The organism is Streptomyces sp. NPDC056160 (assembly GCF_042268205.1).
Taxonomy (GTDB): domain Bacteria; phylum Actinomycetota; class Actinomycetes; order Streptomycetales; family Streptomycetaceae; genus Streptomyces.
The window spans coordinates 24,557-40,498 of the sequence record NZ_JBHJUW010000052.1 but is presented as its reverse complement, the minus strand read 5'-3'; the positions used below and the strand labels follow the sequence as shown (position 1 = coordinate 40,498).

Annotated in this window: 15 protein-coding genes; 7 read left to right on the top strand and 8 right to left on the bottom strand. The window is 73.4% G+C overall.

Annotated features, from left to right (window positions below; all coding sequences use genetic code 11):
• Nucleotides 1-24: 24 nt before the first annotated feature.
• Both ACFC02_RS20610 and ACFC02_RS20605 read left to right on the top strand, forming a co-directional pair.
• Nucleotides 25-933, top strand: a complete 909-nt coding sequence (locus ACFC02_RS20610; RefSeq protein WP_376359010.1) for a PfkB family carbohydrate kinase — start codon at nucleotides 25-27, stop codon at nucleotides 931-933.
• 100 nt (nucleotides 934-1,033) lie between these two features.
• A complete protein-coding gene (locus ACFC02_RS20605) occupies nucleotides 1,034-1,543 on the top strand; it encodes a hypothetical protein (RefSeq protein WP_376359008.1) in 510 nt (169 codons plus the stop codon).
• A gap of 23 nt (nucleotides 1,544-1,566) precedes the next feature.
• Here ACFC02_RS20605 and ACFC02_RS20600 read toward each other — a convergent pair whose 3' ends face one another.
• From ACFC02_RS20600 to ACFC02_RS20590, 3 genes are all read right to left on the bottom strand, one after another.
• The gene (locus ACFC02_RS20600) at nucleotides 1,567-1,839 is read right to left on the bottom strand and encodes an FG-GAP repeat domain-containing protein (protein WP_376359005.1); all 273 of its coding nucleotides are present in this window, start codon (nucleotides 1,837-1,839) and stop codon (nucleotides 1,567-1,569) included.
• A 185-nt stretch (nucleotides 1,840-2,024) separates the two neighbouring features.
• On the bottom strand, nucleotides 2,025-2,693 hold the full coding sequence (locus ACFC02_RS20595; protein WP_376359002.1) for a TetR/AcrR family transcriptional regulator: 669 nt from the start codon (nucleotides 2,691-2,693) through the stop codon (nucleotides 2,025-2,027).
• 181 nt (nucleotides 2,694-2,874) lie between these two features.
• Nucleotides 2,875-7,350: a type I polyketide synthase gene (locus ACFC02_RS20590; RefSeq protein WP_376358999.1), complete on the bottom strand. Its 4,476-nt coding sequence runs from the start codon at nucleotides 7,348-7,350 to the stop codon at nucleotides 2,875-2,877.
• Nucleotides 7,351-7,632: 282 nt separating this feature from the next.
• On the opposite strand from ACFC02_RS20590, the gene ACFC02_RS20585 reads away from it, so the two are divergent.
• Nucleotides 7,633-8,454: a BTAD domain-containing putative transcriptional regulator gene (locus ACFC02_RS20585; RefSeq protein WP_376358996.1), complete on the top strand. Its 822-nt coding sequence runs from the start codon at nucleotides 7,633-7,635 to the stop codon at nucleotides 8,452-8,454.
• Here the strand turns inward: ACFC02_RS20585 and ACFC02_RS20580 are convergent.
• Nucleotides 8,444-9,181, bottom strand: coding sequence for a thioesterase II family protein (locus ACFC02_RS20580; protein WP_376358993.1), 738 nt, complete (start codon nucleotides 9,179-9,181; stop codon nucleotides 8,444-8,446). The two genes, ACFC02_RS20585 and ACFC02_RS20580, sit on opposite strands and share 11 nt — an antisense overlap.
• 242 nt (nucleotides 9,182-9,423) lie before the next feature.
• Nucleotides 9,424-10,128: a 3-oxoacyl-ACP reductase FabG gene (fabG, locus tag ACFC02_RS20575; protein ID WP_376358990.1), complete on the bottom strand. Its 705-nt coding sequence runs from the start codon at nucleotides 10,126-10,128 to the stop codon at nucleotides 9,424-9,426.
• Between fabG and ACFC02_RS20570 the strand changes: the two genes are divergently transcribed.
• Nucleotides 10,081-10,287: a hypothetical protein gene (locus tag ACFC02_RS20570; protein ID WP_376358988.1), complete on the top strand. Its 207-nt coding sequence runs from the start codon at nucleotides 10,081-10,083 to the stop codon at nucleotides 10,285-10,287. The genes fabG and ACFC02_RS20570 overlap by 48 nt on opposite strands.
• A gap of 64 nt (nucleotides 10,288-10,351) precedes the next feature.
• On the opposite strand, the gene ACFC02_RS20565 is transcribed toward ACFC02_RS20570, so the two are convergent.
• From ACFC02_RS20565 to ACFC02_RS20555, 3 genes are all read right to left on the bottom strand, one after another.
• Nucleotides 10,352-11,581 (bottom strand): beta-ketoacyl-[acyl-carrier-protein] synthase family protein, encoded by a 1,230-nt coding sequence (locus tag ACFC02_RS20565; RefSeq protein WP_360970028.1) that lies wholly within the window; start codon nucleotides 11,579-11,581, stop codon nucleotides 10,352-10,354.
• Nucleotides 11,581-11,844 carry an acyl carrier protein gene (locus tag ACFC02_RS20560; RefSeq protein ID WP_376358983.1) on the bottom strand — a complete coding sequence of 88 codons (264 nt, stop codon included), beginning with the start codon at nucleotides 11,842-11,844 and terminating at the stop codon, nucleotides 11,581-11,583. The genes ACFC02_RS20565 and ACFC02_RS20560 overlap by 1 nt, the downstream gene beginning before the upstream one ends.
• A 114-nt stretch (nucleotides 11,845-11,958) precedes the next feature.
• Nucleotides 11,959-12,969 (bottom strand): beta-ketoacyl-ACP synthase III, encoded by a 1,011-nt coding sequence (locus tag ACFC02_RS20555; RefSeq protein ID WP_376358980.1) that lies wholly within the window; start codon nucleotides 12,967-12,969, stop codon nucleotides 11,959-11,961.
• A 253-nt stretch (nucleotides 12,970-13,222) separates the two neighbouring features.
• On the opposite strand from ACFC02_RS20555, the gene ACFC02_RS20550 reads away from it, so the two are divergent.
• The 3 genes from ACFC02_RS20550 to ACFC02_RS20540 all read left to right on the top strand — a co-directional run bounded on the left by ACFC02_RS20550 (nucleotide 13,223) and on the right by ACFC02_RS20540 (nucleotide 15,941).
• Nucleotides 13,223-14,374: an aldo/keto reductase gene (locus ACFC02_RS20550; protein WP_376358976.1), complete on the top strand. Its 1,152-nt coding sequence runs from the start codon at nucleotides 13,223-13,225 to the stop codon at nucleotides 14,372-14,374.
• 95 nt (nucleotides 14,375-14,469) lie between these two features.
• Entirely contained in the window at nucleotides 14,470-15,168 is a 699-nt protein-coding gene (locus ACFC02_RS20545) for an HAD family phosphatase (RefSeq protein ID WP_376358973.1), read from the top strand.
• Between the two features lie 77 nt (nucleotides 15,169-15,245).
• The gene (locus ACFC02_RS20540; protein ID WP_376358970.1) at nucleotides 15,246-15,941 is read left to right on the top strand and encodes an HAD family hydrolase; all 696 of its coding nucleotides are present in this window, start codon (nucleotides 15,246-15,248) and stop codon (nucleotides 15,939-15,941) included.
• Nucleotide 15,942 lies beyond the last annotated feature (1 nt).

Genomic DNA, 15,942 nt, shown 5'->3' with positions numbered 1-15,942 from the left:
GTGCCCGCACCTCGGGAGTCACTCATGAACGTCCTCGGCTTCGGCGACAACACCGTCGACCGCTTCGTGGACCGCGGCACCGACTACCCCGGCGGCAACTGCGTCAACGTCGCCGTCTACACCCACCGGCTCGGTCTGGACGCCGCCTACCTGGGGGTGTTCGGTGACGACGACCTCGGCACCGCCCTGCGCACGGCGCTCGCGGCGCAGGGTGTGGCCGTGGACCGCAGCGTCGTACGCCAGGGCACGACCTCGGTCTCGACCCTGCACGTGCAGGACGGCGACCGGGTCTTCCTCGGCTACGACCCCGGCGGCCACGCCGTCCGCCGAGCCCTCCCCCTCACCCCCGCCCTGCTCACCTATGCCGCGTCCTTCACCCTCGTGCACTCCAGCGTCTACTCCCGTACCGAGGCCGTACTCCCCCGGCTCGCCGCGGGCGGCCCACTGATCAGCTTCGACTTCTCCGACGAGGAGGAATACCGCACGCCCGCCTACCTCGACCGTGTCTGCCCCCATGTCGACCTGGCCCTGCTGTCGTGCTCGCACCTGGACGAGACCGCCACGCGTACGCTGCTCACCGAGGCGGTGCGGCGGGGAGCCGGGATGGCACTGGCCACCCGTGGCCTGGACGGGGCGCTCGTGTACGACGGCCGGACCACGACCGCCGCGCCGGCCCGGGTCGCCGACCCCGCCTCCATGTCCGACACGATGGGCTGCGGAGACGCCTTCCTCGCCGGGTTCGCCGTCTCACTGCTTCGCGACGGATGGTCCCGGCAGGCTGCACCGGCCCCCGAAGCCCTGGAACGCGCCCTGCACCAGGGCGCGCGGGCGGCCTACCACCAGTGCTTCGTGGAGGCCGCCTTCGGCTTCGGCTGGCCGACACCAGTGGCGCGGACCGGGGGACGGGACCCCAGCGAGCAGGCGCCCTGCTGACACGTCCGCGCGCCCGTACGCCCCGAAGGCCCGACCAGCGCCGGCGGGTCTCCGACCGCCCCGGCACGGGGGTGTACGGGGGCCGCCGCCTTCTCCTGACTTGGCTCGCGACGACGACTACCACGGCCTCGCGATCCAGCAGGGTGCTCCCACGGCGGACGAGGCACTGCGCGCGGTCATACACGGCGGCCCCTTCAGCGAGAACCGGGACCACGCGTTCCAGTACGGCTACGCCTACCGGCGGCTGTGTTCGCTCGCGGGCGTGTTCCTGCCCAACGACTGCTTCACACCGCACGGGGGCGACTGGCTGTCTGTCGTCGACCGGGGTCTCACAGCGCTGGGCGTCACCGCCGTGTCCGTAGAAGCGTTCAGCCACGGCGCCCCGCCCGCGCCACTCCCGTACGCCTTCACACCCGGCTGCGGTGAGTGGACCCCCGACCACATCGCCGAGGCGTTGCAGCAGTTCGAGGCCACCAAGCGCGTAGCCGACGAGTCCGGACAGGCGATGCCGCTGGAAGCCGGAGTATCGGAGGCCGTCACGCAGTGCCTCGACTGGATGCGGCAGGCGCGGGCGGGGCCCGGTTTCGGCGTCATCGGTTTCCGATCCTGAATTCGAGGACGCCGCCGCCTCGTTCACCGCGCGCCGGTGCCGCGGCCCGCGTGGACGAGCCGGCAGCCGACGCCCCGGCACGCCGCGCCGACGTAGCGTCCGGTGGTCGTGGTGACGAGGTCCGCACGCCCGTCGCCGGTGACGTCGCCCAAGCCCAGGACGGTGTCCATGACGTTCCAGCCGCCGGAACCGGCCAGGACCCGGGAACCGAGGGAGGCGGTCCTGCCCGGGTACAGCCACAGCTTTCCGGTGGACGCCTCGCGGCCGATCAGGTCGGCACGGCCGTCACCGTTCATGTCGCCTGCCCCGGCCAGGGCGTTCGTGCCGAGACGCTCGACGCGCCGCGAGAGGAAGATACCTCGCCGAGATGATCACTCCGCCGCGGGCCCACCGGTGGAGCGGCGGGGGTGCGACCGAGTCACACCCGGCCGGTTCACCGCACGTCACCACCGCACTCGCGCCCCGGTGGTCACCACCGCACTCATACTCCGGTGGTGGCCTCGGCCGGCCCGCGTGGTGCGAGTGCGGCCGGTCCGCCCCGGGGGTAAGGGAGTATCCCGGAGAGTACGATGCGCAGGATCTCGCGCAGTTCGAGGTGGAGCGGCACCTGCGGTTCCGCGCTCTGGGACCAGCGGTAGAGCAGGCCCAGGTAGGCGTCGCGGAGGATGTTGCCGACCCGCATGGGGTCGATGTCGACGGCGACCTCGCCCCGTCGGCGGCCCGCCTCCACGACGGTGGCGAACACGTGCCCGGCGTAGGGCTCCTCCAGCAGTGGCCGTCCCGCCTTGACCCATGCCTGGAGCATGGCGGAAGTGACCTCCCGCTCCGTCTCGTTGAACTCGGCGAGCGCCAGCATGCAGCGCTCCAGGTGCACGGTGACGCCGTCACCGTGGGCGCGCAGGGACTCCTCCATACGCGCCTCAAGACGTTGCTTGCGTGCTTCCGCCCAGGCAGTGACCAGGTCTTCTTTTCGCTGGAAGTAGTTGAAGAACGTCCCGCGTGCGACGTCCGCGTGTTCGGCGATCTGGTCGATCGTGGTGCCGTCGTATCCCTGCTCGGCGAACAGCGTCAGCGCGGAGGTGTAGATCCGCTCCCTGATCCGCTGCTTACTGCGCTCACGGCGCCCGGGGAGGGCGGGCTCAGCGCTCATGTGTTCCTCGCTTCTCACGACTGTGTGAGACCCCCCGGCCACCAAATTTATACCACAGTACATGGTTGGGCCGCGGTCCCCGGGCCGTCCCGCCCGCTCGCCTTTCACCTCAGTTCTCATGCCTCAGCTCCCACCCCTCACCCCCCCACTCCTCACCTCTCGACCTCTCATCTCCCATCTGTCACCGACCCTGGGCCTCGGCGAGTGCCGCCGTGTCCGGGGCCGCGTCAGCGGTCGTCTCGGGCGCGGCCAGGCAGGCGGCGATCTCTCCGATCGGCTCGGGCCCCAGCAGCCGCTGGGCGGTGACGTCGAGACCGAGGGAGTTCAGCCGTACCCGCAACTCGGCCGCCAGCAGCGAGTCCAGTCCCAGGCTGCGCAGTGACCGGCGCGCGTCCAGCCGCGAGGCCGAGACACCGAGGACGGTCGCCGCGTGCCGCAGCACGTCCGCGGCGCCGACCGCCGTCCCGTTCTGCGCCCGCCGGGGCGCCGGTGCCGCGGGGCCCGGGTGGCCGGGATGGCCGTGGCGGGCGCGGGACGGCCACGTCGGCTCGTGCCGGCGGGTGCCCGGGTGCCGCCGTACGGTGGCGTCCTGAGCGACCGGGGCGACCGGGGAGGCGAGGGCGGCGACCGGGGAGGCGAGGGCAGTGTGCGCGGGCGGACCCGCCAGGGAGCTGCCGACAGGCTGTACCGGCTCCGCCGTCGTGTGCCCGGTGGTCCGGGCCTGCCCCGCAGCTCCGGCAGGATCCGTGATGCGGGCGTGCTCGGCGGCAGCGGTCGGGGCAGGGGCAGTGGGCCAGGCATGGCCGGTGGGCCAGGCATGGCCGACGTGGCCGGTCGGGCAGGCCTCTTCAGGTGCGCCGGCGGGCATCACCGCCGGCTCTGCGGGTGTGCCGTGGGACGCGAGTCGCCGCAGCCGTATGCCCGCGAACTCCGCTATCCGGTGCCCGTCCGCCGCCAGGAGCCGGACCTCGCAGTGGGCCTCTCCGGGCTGGGCACCCGGGGTGCAGCGGGCCAGCGACCAGTGGTCCGCGCTCAGGGCGTCGGGGTCGTCGACACGGACGTGCCCGAAGGACACCGGTACCCAGGCGCCGGGGGAGGCTCCGGAGGCCGTACGGGGCCAGGTGGCCGACATCGTCAGCAGGGCCGCCTCCAGGGCCGCGGCGGCGGGAGCGGGTGCGGGTGTGCCGTGCATCCGGGCGACGCACTCACCGGCGCCGGTCCACAGTTGCGCGGCTGTGCGCAGCCCGTCGTCGACCACCAGTCCACGCGCCCGGGTCCGACGGTAGAACTCGGCGGCGGGCACGTACTCCCCGCACCGGGTCAGCGCGTCGTCGAGGAGTTCCTGCCCGCCCAGTCGCTGCGCTGCCCGCTCCGGTGCCGGACCTGCCGTCGTCCGCAACCGTCCGCTCAGCAGGACGTCGCCCTGCTCCCCGTCACCCCCGGTGGGTTCGGTGGTGACGGCAAAGGCGAACGCCTCCCGTCCGGGCAGGGCCACGAGGTCGACCCGTACGGCGGCGTCCTGCGCCCGCTCCAGTTCCAGCGGCCGGGGGCCGAACTCCACGTCGCTCAGCGCGCCGTCCAGGTCACCTAGGGCGTCCCGGGCCGCCGTGCGCACCGCGTCGAGGTACAGCACGACGGGCACCGCGGCGGCCGTGCCCGCGCCGCGCACCCCGCTGCCCAGGGTGGACAGCCCCAGGTCGCGGAGGGTGAACACGCTGCTGTGGCGGGCCTGCGATGCGGTAGCGGTGGCAGCGGCCGGTTCGCGGCGCAGTTGCTCCAGGTCCCACGCGTACGTCGGCAGCGGCACCCGGGCGGCCGGGTCCCGGTGGCCGGTCCCGCAGCAGCGGCCCCGGTCCGTCCCGTCACAGCCGCCGTCCCGGCGGTCCGCACCATCGCAGGTGTCCCGGTGGTCCGTAGCGTCGCAGCCGTCCCGGTGGTCCGTAGCGTCGCAGCTGTCGCGATCCTCCGTCCCGTAGCAGCGGTCCCAGTCGACGCGGCCGCCGGCGGCGAAGACCCGGCCCAGGGCGCGCAGCAGGTTCTCCGCCTCCGGCTGCCGTCGCTTCAGTGTCGCCACGGCGGCCGGCGCCTCCCCACGTGCCCCGTCCTCCCCGCGCGCCCCGCGTTCCCGGAGGGCCGCGGTGATGGACTGGCTGAGCAGGGGATGGGGGCTGATCTCGACGAAGACGGTCTCCTCCGCCTCGGCGGCGGCACGGACGGCGTCGACGAACCGCACCGGTTCTCGCAGGTTGTCCGCCCAGTAGGCGGCGTCGAGACCGATCCCGTCGACCGGCTCGCAGTGGACGGTGGACAGCATCTCCACCCCGCCGGTCGCAGGGGAGAGGTCGGCGAGCGCCGTGAGCAGGTCCTCGCGCAACTCGTCCATGAGCGGGGAGTGGGAGGCCACGTCGACCTTCACCCGGCGGCAGAAGACACCCTCGTCCTCCAACCGGGTGGCGATGCTCCGCAGCGCCTCGGTATCACCGGCGAGGACGGTGGTACGAGGCGCGTTCCGCGCGGCGACGCAGACCGTGCCGGCGTACGGCGCCGCCGCGGCGGCGGCCTCCTCCGCGTCCAGTTCCACGACGAGCATCGCCCCGCGCCCCGCCAGGCGGGACATCAGGCCGCTGCGCCGGCAGACGACCGCCGCCGCGTCGCGCACCGAGAGCGCGCCCGCGGTCCGGGCCGCGGCCACCTCGCCCATGCTGTGCCCCATGCACAGACCGGGCTCGGCGCCCTTGGCACGCAGGGCCGCCGCCAGGGCGACCTGCACGGCCCATACCAGCGGCTGCACCACGGCCACGCCCTCCCAGGGCTCCGCCTCGTCCGAGCCGTCGCCGTGGCTGTCGCCGGCGTCGGCATCGGCGCCCGTCAGGGTCTCGATCACCGACCAGCCCAGTTCCGCCCGCACGGCCGCGTCGCACTCGGTCAGCGCCCGGCGGAAGTCGGGGTCCTGTTCGAGCAGCGCGCGTCCCATGCCCCGCCACTGGGCGCCCTGCCCGGGGAAGACGAAGGCGATCCGGCGGTCACCGTCGAAGGGTGCCTCACCGGTGCCGCCGTCCGCGGTCTCCTCGCCCCGCGCGAGGGCGCGCAGCGCGTCGGCCATCTCGTCGTGGGTGGTTCCGACGGCCCACAGGCGGTGGGGGTGGCAGTCGCGACGGGTCGCGGCCGCGCGGCAGACGGCGCGCAGGGAGTGGGCGCGCCCCGGGCCGCCCGCCTCCAGGTGGACGGCGTAGCGCTCCGCGAGGCGGCGCAAGGATGCGGGGGTGCGGGCGCTGAGGACCAGCAACTGCGGTTCGGCCGCTTCCGGTTCGTGCGCGGGGCGGTCCGTTACGGGCGTGGCCGCGGGCGTCGGAGCACAGGGCGCGGGCGGGGCGCCGCCGACGATCACCTGCGCGTTGGTGCCCGACAGGCCGAAGGAGGACACGGCGAGGACGGCGGACGGGCCGGCCGGGTCCAGCGGGGTGTTGCCCGCGACGGCCTGCAGGGGCACGTCCGGCTCGGTGAGGACCGGATGCGGGTGGTGCTGGTGCAGGGAGGCGGGGATCAGACCGTGGCGGGCGATCAGCACGGTCTTGATCAGGCCGATGATCCCGGCGGCGGCCTCGGCGTGGCCGATGTTGGTCTTCACCGAGCCGACGCGCAGCGGCCGTCCGGCCGGCGGGTCCTGGCGCAACGCGTCTGCCAGGGCGCGCAGTTCCACCTCGTCGCCGACCCGGGTGCCGGTGCCGTGGGCTTCGACGTAGTCGAGGCTGCCCGCGGTGACGCCCGCGCTGCGGCAGGCCGCGTGCAGCATCTGGGTCTGCCCCGTCACGGCCGGCTGGAGCAGCAGACCGCTGCCCGCGCCGTCGTTGGTCACCGCGCTGCCACGCAGCACGGCGAGCACCGGGTCGCCGTCGCGCAGGGCGTCGTCCAGCCGCTTGAGCAGGACCGCGGCGACGCCCTCACTGCGCACGAACCCGTCGCCGGAGGCGTCCGCGAACTTGCAGCGGCCGTCGGGGGCGAGCATGCCGCCCTGGGAGTAGGTGACGGCGTCGGCGGGCGAGAGTATCGCGTTCACCCCGGCGGCGACGGCCAGCTCGCTCTCGCCGCTGAGCAGGCTCTGCCGGGCCAGGTGCACCGCCACCAGGGACGAGGAGCAGGCGGTGTCCACGACCAGACTGGGCCCGCGCAGATCGAGGGCGAACGAGACGCGCCCCGCGGTGACCGCGCGCAGCCGGGCCCCGGCCATGGCGTGCACGTCCATGGGGGTGTCACCGGCCTCTTCGCCGTACTCGGCGGTCGCCTGCCCCACGAAGACCCCGGTGGCGCTGCCTGCCAGGGACGACGGCCGGATCCCCGCATCCTCCAGCGCTTCCCACACGACGTGCAGCAGGAGCCGCTGCTGCGGGTCCATGGCGAGCGCCTCGCGCGGGGCGATGCCGAAGAAGGCGGCGTCGAAGCCGTACAGGTCGTCGAGGAAGCCGCCGTGCCGGGAGACCGTGCGGCCCGGTACGGCGGACCGGGGCTCGTAGTAGGGCCCGATGTCGAACCTGTCCTCGGGGACGGGTGTGACGGCGTCGGTGTTGTCCACCAGGAGCCGCCAGAACGCCTCCACGTCGTTCGCGCCCGGGAACCGGCCGCCCATTCCGATGACCGCCACCTCTGTCGTGCCGCTCACACGCATCTCCCCCTCGCCGTGTTGCCCGCATCCAAAGATAAACCGGAGTCTAACAATGACCTCGATCACCACGTGACGATGGCGGTACGGGCAGGCTACGGACGCATGAATCAGGTGTGCGAAACGGATCTACGGGTCATATGGCAACACCCTTGGCCGGGAATCGATGTGCCCTGCACCAAAGTTGGCGCTACTGTTGGCTCAATGATGACCTCCAGTACATGAATACACTGGTACACATGTTGGTGGTGACGTCAGGTCGCCGGCGAAGGAGGAACGACCATGATCGTCAGAGTGCTCGGACCGCTTCGGGTGACGGTGAACGGCACCTCGGTGGTCCCTACCGCTGCGAAGGCGAAGAAGCTGATGGCCATGCTCGTCCTCAACCGCGGGCGGGTCGTGCAGCGGGCCACCATCGAGCGTGAGCTGTGGGACCTCGACGCGCCCAGAAGCGCCTCCACCGGGATCCAGAACTGCGTCATGTGGATCCGCAAGGGCATCGGATGCGCCCAGCCGGGCGACGCGGGCCGCCTCGCCCGGCAGACGCTGATCACCGAGCCCACCGGCTACCGCCTGGAGGTACCGGGAGACCAGTTCGACGTGGTCCGCCACCAGCGGCTCGTCGCCGAGGCGGCCACCGCCGAGGCGGGCGGCGACCTCGCCGAGGCCTCCGCCCTGCTGAACGCCGCGCTGAACCTGTGGCGCGACGCCCCGCTCGCCGACGTACCGGCCGGGCCGGTCCTGCGGGCCCACGTGCGGCAGTTGGAGGAGGACCGCAAGGCGGTGCTGACCCAGCGCCTCGCCCTGGACCTGCGGCTGCGCCGGTACGCCGAGGTCGTCGGCGAACTCCACGCGCTGGTCGCCCTCGACCCCTACGACGAGGTGCTCCACGAGTACCTGATGCTCGCGCTCTACCTCTCGGGCCGCCGCAACGACGCGCTCACGGCCTACCGGCAGGCCCGCCGCGCGCTCGCCGACGGCGTGGGCCTGGAACCCTCGCACCGGCTGCGCGGCCTCCAGGAGCGGATCCTGGCCAGCGAGGAGGCGCCGTCCGGCGCCCTGCCGGGGTGGCCCGTCCGCGTGGCGGAGCCGGTCAGGGTGTGAGGGACGGGACCGCGCGCGGACCGGACGGCCGCAGGGAGGCGGCCAGTTCCCCGGTCACGACCGCGGCGCCGGCCGCGGTGAAGGGGAAGAAGTGGCCGCCCTCGACCTGCCGCGACCTGAAAGGACCGCTGGTCAGGTCGGCCCACTGCGGCAGCGTGGCGAGGGGGACGAGTGGATCGTCGGCGCCCGCCAGCGCCGTCAGCGGTACGTCGACGCGCAGCCCGTCCACCGCGAGCAGCGCGTCCTGGGCCAGCGCCAGGTCGTGGGCCAGGGTCCGGCGCGCGTCGGGCAGGGAGGTGTCCTCAAGGGCGTCGGCGGCCAGCCCGTGCAGCGCCAGGACGGCCGTCAGACCAGCGTGGGTTCCGAGGAGGTCCGGCCGCGGGAAGCCGCGGCGGCCGGGCAGGGCGCAGGACACGACCAGGGCGTCGCACCGCGCCTGTCCCGCGTGCGCGGTGAGCAGGGCCAGCAGCGCGCCCAGACTGTGTCCGTAGAAGACGGTGCGTCCCGCGGCGGGCGCCCGCAGTTCCGCCCCGATGCCCGCCACGGCCCGCGCGAGTGTCGTGCCCGGCGCGCAACCCGCCCGCCGCTCACGCCCGGGCAGGGTGACGCCGATGACCTCGACGTACGGCGGGAGGCCGGCCGGCACCTCCCGGTAGCGACGCGCACCGCTTCCCGCGTGCGGAAAGACGACGACGCGCGGCCCCGGGCACGCCGCGGGCCGCAGCACCTCCGTCCAGCGCCGTGGCTGATCCGCCCGGGGACGTGTCCCTTCCTCGGAGCGGGCCGACGCGCCGGAGGAGGACGATGCGCGGGAGGCAGACGATGCCTCGGAGGACGACGATGCCCGGGAGGACGACGATGCCCGGGAGGAAGACCATGCCCGGGAGGAAGACGATGCGTCGGTCGAGGGCGATGCGCGCAGGGGTCGGGGGCGGTCGCGTCCGGCGGTGGCGCGTGGCGGCGTACGGCTCACAGCCCCATGCCCAGGCCACCGCTGACGGGAAGGACCGCGCCGGTGATGTAGCCGGCCTCCTCGCCGGCCAGGAACCGGATCGCGGCGACCACGTCGTCCACCGTGCCGGGCCGGCCGAGCGGTGTCATCCCCATGACCTGGCTCATCCTCCGGTCGGACAGCGAGGCGGTCATGTCCGTGGCGATGATGCCGGGCGCCACCACGTTCACCGTGATCCCGCGATCCCCCAGCTCCCAGGCCAGGGAGCGGGCCAGGCCCGGCAGGGCCGCCTTGGAGGCCGCGTAGTTCGTCTGCCCGGGCGCCCCGAGGAAACCCAGCACCGAGGAGACCAGCACGATGCGGCCGCGCCGGGCCGGCAGCATGCTGCGCACCGCGGCCCGCACCGCGGCGAACGCCCCGGTCAGGTTGGTGCTCAGCACCTCGCCGAACTCCTCGTCCGACATCCGCAGCATCGGCCGGTCCCGGGTGATACCGGCGTTGGCCACCAGGACCTCCACCGGACCGTGCGCCGACTCGGCCTCCCGCAGCGCCTCTTCCAGCGCACCGGGCTCGGTGACATCGGCCTTCACGCCGAGCACACCGTCCGGCGGGCTGCCCGTGCGGTGGCTGACGGCGACCTTGTCGCCCTGGGCGGCGAAGGCCCGGGCGATGGCGTGGCCGATGCCGCGGTTGCCACCGGTGACGAAGACCGAGCGGTTCATCCTGTTCTCCTTCTGCACTTCGACGACCTGCACTTCGACGACCTGTACTTCTACGACCTGTACTTCTACGACTTCTGCAACATCCGCGACTGCTACGTCTTTTGCCGGTCCGAGACCCGGGCGGTCGCCCCGCACGACGGCGGGACGGCCGCCCGGTGAGGCAGCCCGACGAGGCAGCCCGGCGGGGCAGGCCGGCGGGACCGCCCGGCCGGAGGCCCAGGCCTCAGGCCGCGGTGAAGACGAGCGCGGCGTTGTGCCCGCCGAAGCCGAGCGACGTGCTCACCGCCACGTCCACCGGTGTCCTGCGGGGTTCGCCGCTGACCAGGTCCAGGTCGAGGGCCGGGTCCGGGTTCTTCAGGTTGGCGGTGGGCGGGACCACCCCGTGCTGCACGGCCAGCACCGTGTACGCGGCCTCGATCGCTCCGGCCGCGGCCAGGGCGTGACCGGTGACTCCCTTGGTGGAGGTCACCGCCGCTCCCCTGCCCACGACCCGGCCCAGCATGGTGCCCTCGACGAGGTCGTTCATCGGCGTGGCGGTGCCGTGCGCGTTGACGTGCCGTACCTCGGACGGGGCGATCCCGGCATCCGCGAGGGCGCCCCGCAGAGCCCGTTCGATGCCCTCGCCGCCGGGCTGCGGGGCCGTCGCGTGGTGCGCGTCGGAGGTGGTGGCCCAGCCGCCGACCAGCGAACGGATCCGGGCCCCGCGGGCCCGCGCGTCGGCGGCCCGCTCCAGTACGAGGACGCCCGCCGCCTCGGCGGCCACGAAGCCGTCCCGCTCCGCGTCGAACGGCTTGCCGGCGCGTTCGGGCTCCGCACGGGACTTGGACAGGGCCCCCATGCGGCACAGGCCGGACATCACCGTCGCAGTGAGCGCCGACTCACTGGCACCGGCCAGCACGATGTCGCAGGTACCGGCGCGCAGCATGTCCCGGGCGGTGCCGACGGCGGTGGCACCCGACGCGCAGGCCGTGGCGGTGACCAGGCTGGGACCGCGCGCCCCGCAGTCGATCGCCACGTACCCGGCCAGCATGTTCGGCATGTACTTGGTGACCAGCAGCGGAGAGACGCGGGCCGGACCGTCCTCGGACAGGGCGCGGTACTGCTCCTCCAGCGTCGCCGCACCGCCCAGCGAGTTGCCGAGCACCACGCCGACGCGGGTGCCGTCCCAGTTCTCGGGGTCGAGCCCGGCGTCCCGGACGGCCATGCGGGAGGCGACCAGCGCGAGCTGCACGAAACGTTCCAGCTGCCAGGAGGCGAACCCGCCGAGCAGTTCCTGCGCGTCGAAGCCGGGCACCCGGCAGGAGAAGTCGGCCGACAGGTCCCCGAGCGCGTCGTCCCGGGTTGCGCAGGAGCGGCCGGTCAGGACCCGCTCCCAGTTCTCCTCGACGCCGATCCCGGCGGGGGTGACCAGCCCGAGCCCGGTGACGGCTATGGCGTCGGTGCCGCCCGCCATCAGACCTTCGCCCCCTTGGCGACGAGCAGGTCGACGACATCGTCGAGGGTGTGTTCCTCGGTGAGTTCGCCGTCCTCGATGCGGACGCCGAACTCCTTGTCCAGCACGAGTCCGAGTTCGATCAGGACCAGCGAGTCGAAGGAGAGCTTGCCGAGGGTCACGTCCGGTGCGATCGTCTCGGACTTGATCCTGAACTGGCCCGAGAGGAGTGCCGTGACGCGCTGCGCGATGGCCTGCGTGGTCTGCTCCTGGACTTCCTGCATGGTGTGCTCCTGAAAATAGGAAAGGGGGAAAGGGGGGTGAGAAAAGCGGAGCTGGTGTTGGAGGAAAGAGGGAAGGGAAGGGGAACGGGGAGACGGGGCGGGTGCCGGAGGGCGTCAGGCCGGGGTGATCTCCGGCCACACCAGGCCCACCGACCCCCAGGTCAGACCACCGCCGAAGCCGCCCAGCACGACGCGCTGGCCGCCGCGTACGGTGCCGTCGGCGACCGCGTCGGCGAGGACGAGCGGGACCGAGGCGGCGACCGTGTTGCCGACGCGCTCGATGTTGGACGGGAAGCGCGCGAGCGGTACGCCGACGCGCTCCGCCACCGCCGCCAGGATCCGGGCGTTGGCCTGGTGCAGGACGATCCGGTCGAGGTCCGCCGGCGTCCCGCCGAGCGCGGCGGCCGTGGCCTCCACGGAAGCCGCCATGTGCCGTACGGCTTCGGCGAAGACGGGCCGGCCCTCCATCGTGAAATAGGTGGCCGCCACTTCGGCGGGCAGGCCGGTGGACCGCTGCCGTGAACCCCCCGCGGCGACCTGGATGAGGTCGCTGCGGCTGCCGTCGCTGCCCAGGTGCAGCCCTCGCAGGGCGCCCGGCTCGTCCGGCTCACCGGAACGCAGCACCATGGCGCCGGCACCGTCGCCGAAGATCGCCCGGGTGGTGCGGTCGGCCGGGTCGAGGATGGTGGAGAACGTGTCCGCGCCGATGACCAGCACGGACCCGGCGATCCGGGACTCCACGAGGCCCGCGGCCACCCCGAGGGCGTAGACGAAGCCGGTGCACACCGCGGCGATGTCGAAGGCGCAGACGCCGCTCAGCCCGAGCCGGCTCGCCACCTCGGGGGCGGTCGCCGGACAGGGCCGGTCCGGGGTGCTGGTGGCGAGCACCACCGCGTCGACGGTGTCCGTCCCGGCGGACTTCAGCGCCCGCCGGCCGGCCTCGACGGCCAGGTCACCGGTGGCCGTGCCCGGGTCCACGACGTGCCTGCACGCGATCCCGGTACGGCTGCGGATCCACTCGTCGGAGGTGTCCAGCTGCCGGGCCAGATCGTCGTTGGTGACCGAGGCCGGCGGCACCCAGGCGCCCAGTCCGGCCACCACCGCCGCGCGGCCCGTCCCGCTCATCCCTTCCCTCCGCCGCCGCGACCGGGCCGGAGCCGGGCACCGCCGGCCGCCCGCGGATGCTCGCCTGCTGTTGCCATCACTGCGTACTCCTTCTCGCTGCCGTGCCGTACGGCCGGCCTGCCCGTGATCCCGGGACCGGCCGACGGGATCACTGTGGCAACGGCTGCTCCGCTGCCGCTCACCACGCGCCCACGTCCCGCTCACGTGCGGCCGTGAGCGCCACGTGAGCCGTGCGGGAGCAGGCGTTGCGAGCATGGTGGGGGCGCCCGGCGGCAACCCGCCGACCGCGGCCGCCCGTCGGGCCGGCCGCCCGCGCCCCGGTGCGGCGGCCGCTTCACGAACGAGTACGACGAACCAGTACGACGAGTACGACGTGTGCGACGAGTACGACGTGTGCGAGGAGAGGAAACCAGTGCGCCAACGCAGGATCGGTACGGGCGGGCCGTCGGTCTCGGCCATCGGCCTCGGCTGCATGGGCATGTCGGAGTTCTACGGACCCACCGACGAGGAGGAGAGCCTGCGGACACTGCACGCGGCACTGGACCTCGGGGTCACGCTCCTCGACACCGCCGACATGTACGGCAAGGGACACAACGAGCGACTCGTCGGCCGTGCCCTCACCGGCCGCCGCGACCAGGTCGTCCTCGCCACCAAGTTCGGCATCCGGCGCGACGACAGCGACCCTCGGCAGGGCCGCCAGGTCGACTCCAGCCCCGAGTACTGCCGCACGGCCGTCGACGCCTCCCTGCGGCGGCTCGGCGTCGACCACATCGACCTCTACTACCTGCACCGGCGCAGCCCCGACATCCCGATCGAGGAGACCGTCGGCGCCATGGCGGAGCTGGTCGAGGCCGGCAAGGTCCGCCACCTGGGACTGTCCGAGGTCGGTGCCGGCACGCTGCGCAGGGCGCACGCCGTGCATCCGATCGCCGCACTGCAGACCGAGTACTCGCTGTGGACCCGCGAGGTGGAGCAGGAGATCCTGCCCACCGCACGCGAGCTCGGCGTCACCCTCGTCGCCTACTCGCCGATCGGCCGGGGCTTCCTGACCGGTGCCATCACCCGGCCCCAGGACCTGGACCCCTCCGACTTCCGCCACTCCCACCCGCGCTTCCAGCCCGAGCACCTGGAGCGCAACGTCCGCATGGTGGAGCGGCTGCGCGAGATCGCCCAGGACGCCGGCTGCACGCCCGTCCAGCTCGCGCTGGCCTGGCTGCTCTCCCGCGGCGAGGACATCGTGCCCATTCCCGGCACCCGCCGGGAGACGTACCTGCGGGAGAACCTCGCCGCCGCCGACATCCAGCTCACCGCCGCCCAGTCGGCCGCCGTCGAGGCCGCCGTACCGGCGGACGCCGTCTCCGGCGAGCGCTACGACCCCGCGGGCATGGCCACCGTCGGCCACTGAACCCCCGCGGGCACGGCCACCGTCGGCCACTGAACCCCAGCACACCCGCCCCACCGACAGATCGCCCCCACCCGCACCCCAGGAACGGAACACCCGTGGCAGACAAGCTCCAGCAGCTCAAGCTGGCCGCCGTCAACATCGACGGCGTCCTGCTCAACGACACCTTCAGCCCCGTCATCCACAACTTCATCGTCAGCCGCGGCGGCGAGTACACCGCCGACGTCGAGCGGAGCATCTTCTCCCAGCCGCAGCTGGTGGGCGGGCAGGGGATGGCCAACGCGGCCCGGATGCCGTGGACCGCGCAGGAAGCCATCGACGTCTACTTCAAGGAGCGCGAGGAATACCTCCGGGACCACCCCGTCCAGCTCCTCGACGGCGCCGTCGACCTGCTGCGCCGGCTGCGCGCGCTGGGCCTGCGGACGGTCAGCTACGGCGGCCTGGACGCCTCCCACTTCGACCGCTACCTGGGCGAGTACGCCGACCTGTTCGACGAGCCCCGCTACGTCTGCACCAACGACTTCCGTCCCGGGCTGCGCGAGATCACCACCGAGGTCTTCGGCCTTGAGTACGACCAGGTGCTCTTCATCGACGACGTGGCCCGCGTCGCCGAGGTGGCCCGGGCACTCGACATCCCCTTCATCGGGCACCCCAGCTCCTTCGAGCACAGCTTCCAGCCGCAGCTGATGCGCGAGGCCGGCACCCGCCACATCGTCGACTCGCTGCACTCCGTCGACGAGGACCTGCTGCGCACCCTCGACGCCGAGGCCGCCGCGCACACCGTCTGGCGCGGCTGACACCGCGCCCCCCGTCGTACCGGCCCGGCCCTCCCCCGCGTCGGGCCGGTACCCCCCACCACACAAGGAGCCACGCCGTGGACCGCGACCGCGACTGCCGCGCGCACACCGTGCTGCTGGACTTCGACGGAGTACTGAGCCTGAACGCCTCCAGCCTGCTGCTGAAGGCCCTGCACGAAGGCATCAACCGCCACACCGACCTGCCCTACGAGGCCACCGCGGCCCAGTTCAAGGCCATCAGCACCTTCCCGCAGCGCGAGAGCCTGCACATGCTGTTCACCGGCCTCGGCATCGAACGGCACCTGGCGGCCGAGATCGCCGCACTGCGCTCGCTCACCGCCGTCGGCGGCACCGCGCTCACCCTCGGCGAAGGCGTCAGGGAGTTCTGCGCCGAACAGCGCGCCCACGGTCTGCGGCTGCGGGTCTTCTCCACCATGGACCGCGCCACTGCGCGCCGCGCCCTGCTCGACGGCCTCTTCGACGACCAGGACTTCGTCCCCCTCGACCACGCGTCCAAGGCCGACCCCGACACCTACACGGGGCTGCTCGCCGCCGAGGGCGAGAGCCATCCGGAACGCTGGCTGCTCGTCGACGACTCCCCGCTGGCGCTGCGCGCCGCCAAGATCGCCGGGCTGCGCACCGTCCTCATGCGCGGCGAGGTCTTCACCGACGCCGACGTGGCCCCGTTCGGTTCCTACATCGACGCGCGGGCCACCTCCTTCGCCCAGCTCGGCGACGTACTGCGGACAGACGGGGCGGCGCTGCCGGCCTGAC

Excerpts from the sequence above, each read along its gene's own strand:
- ACFC02_RS20610 (WP_376359010.1), top strand. The coding sequence starts at position 25 with ATGAACGTCCTCGGCTTCGGCGACAACACCGTCGACCGCTTCGTGGAC.
- ACFC02_RS20560 (WP_376358983.1), bottom strand. The coding sequence starts at position 11,844 with ATGCAGGAAGTCCAGGAGCAGACCACGCAGGCCATCGCGCAGCGCGTC.
- fabG (WP_376358990.1), bottom strand. The coding sequence starts at position 10,128 with ATGAACCGCTCGGTCTTCGTCACCGGTGGCAACCGCGGCATCGGCCAC.
- ACFC02_RS20595 (WP_376359002.1), bottom strand. The coding sequence starts at position 2,693 with ATGAGCGCTGAGCCCGCCCTCCCCGGGCGCCGTGAGCGCAGTAAGCAG.
- ACFC02_RS20585 (WP_376358996.1), top strand. The coding sequence starts at position 7,633 with ATGATCGTCAGAGTGCTCGGACCGCTTCGGGTGACGGTGAACGGCACC.
- ACFC02_RS20550 (WP_376358976.1), top strand. The coding sequence starts at position 13,223 with ATGGTGGGGGCGCCCGGCGGCAACCCGCCGACCGCGGCCGCCCGTCGG.
- ACFC02_RS20555 (WP_376358980.1), bottom strand. The coding sequence starts at position 12,969 with ATGAGCGGGACGGGCCGCGCGGCGGTGGTGGCCGGACTGGGCGCCTGG.
- ACFC02_RS20565 (WP_360970028.1), bottom strand. The coding sequence starts at position 11,581 with ATGGCGGGCGGCACCGACGCCATAGCCGTCACCGGGCTCGGGCTGGTC.
- ACFC02_RS20600 (WP_376359005.1), bottom strand. The coding sequence starts at position 1,839 with ATGAACGGTGACGGCCGTGCCGACCTGATCGGCCGCGAGGCGTCCACC.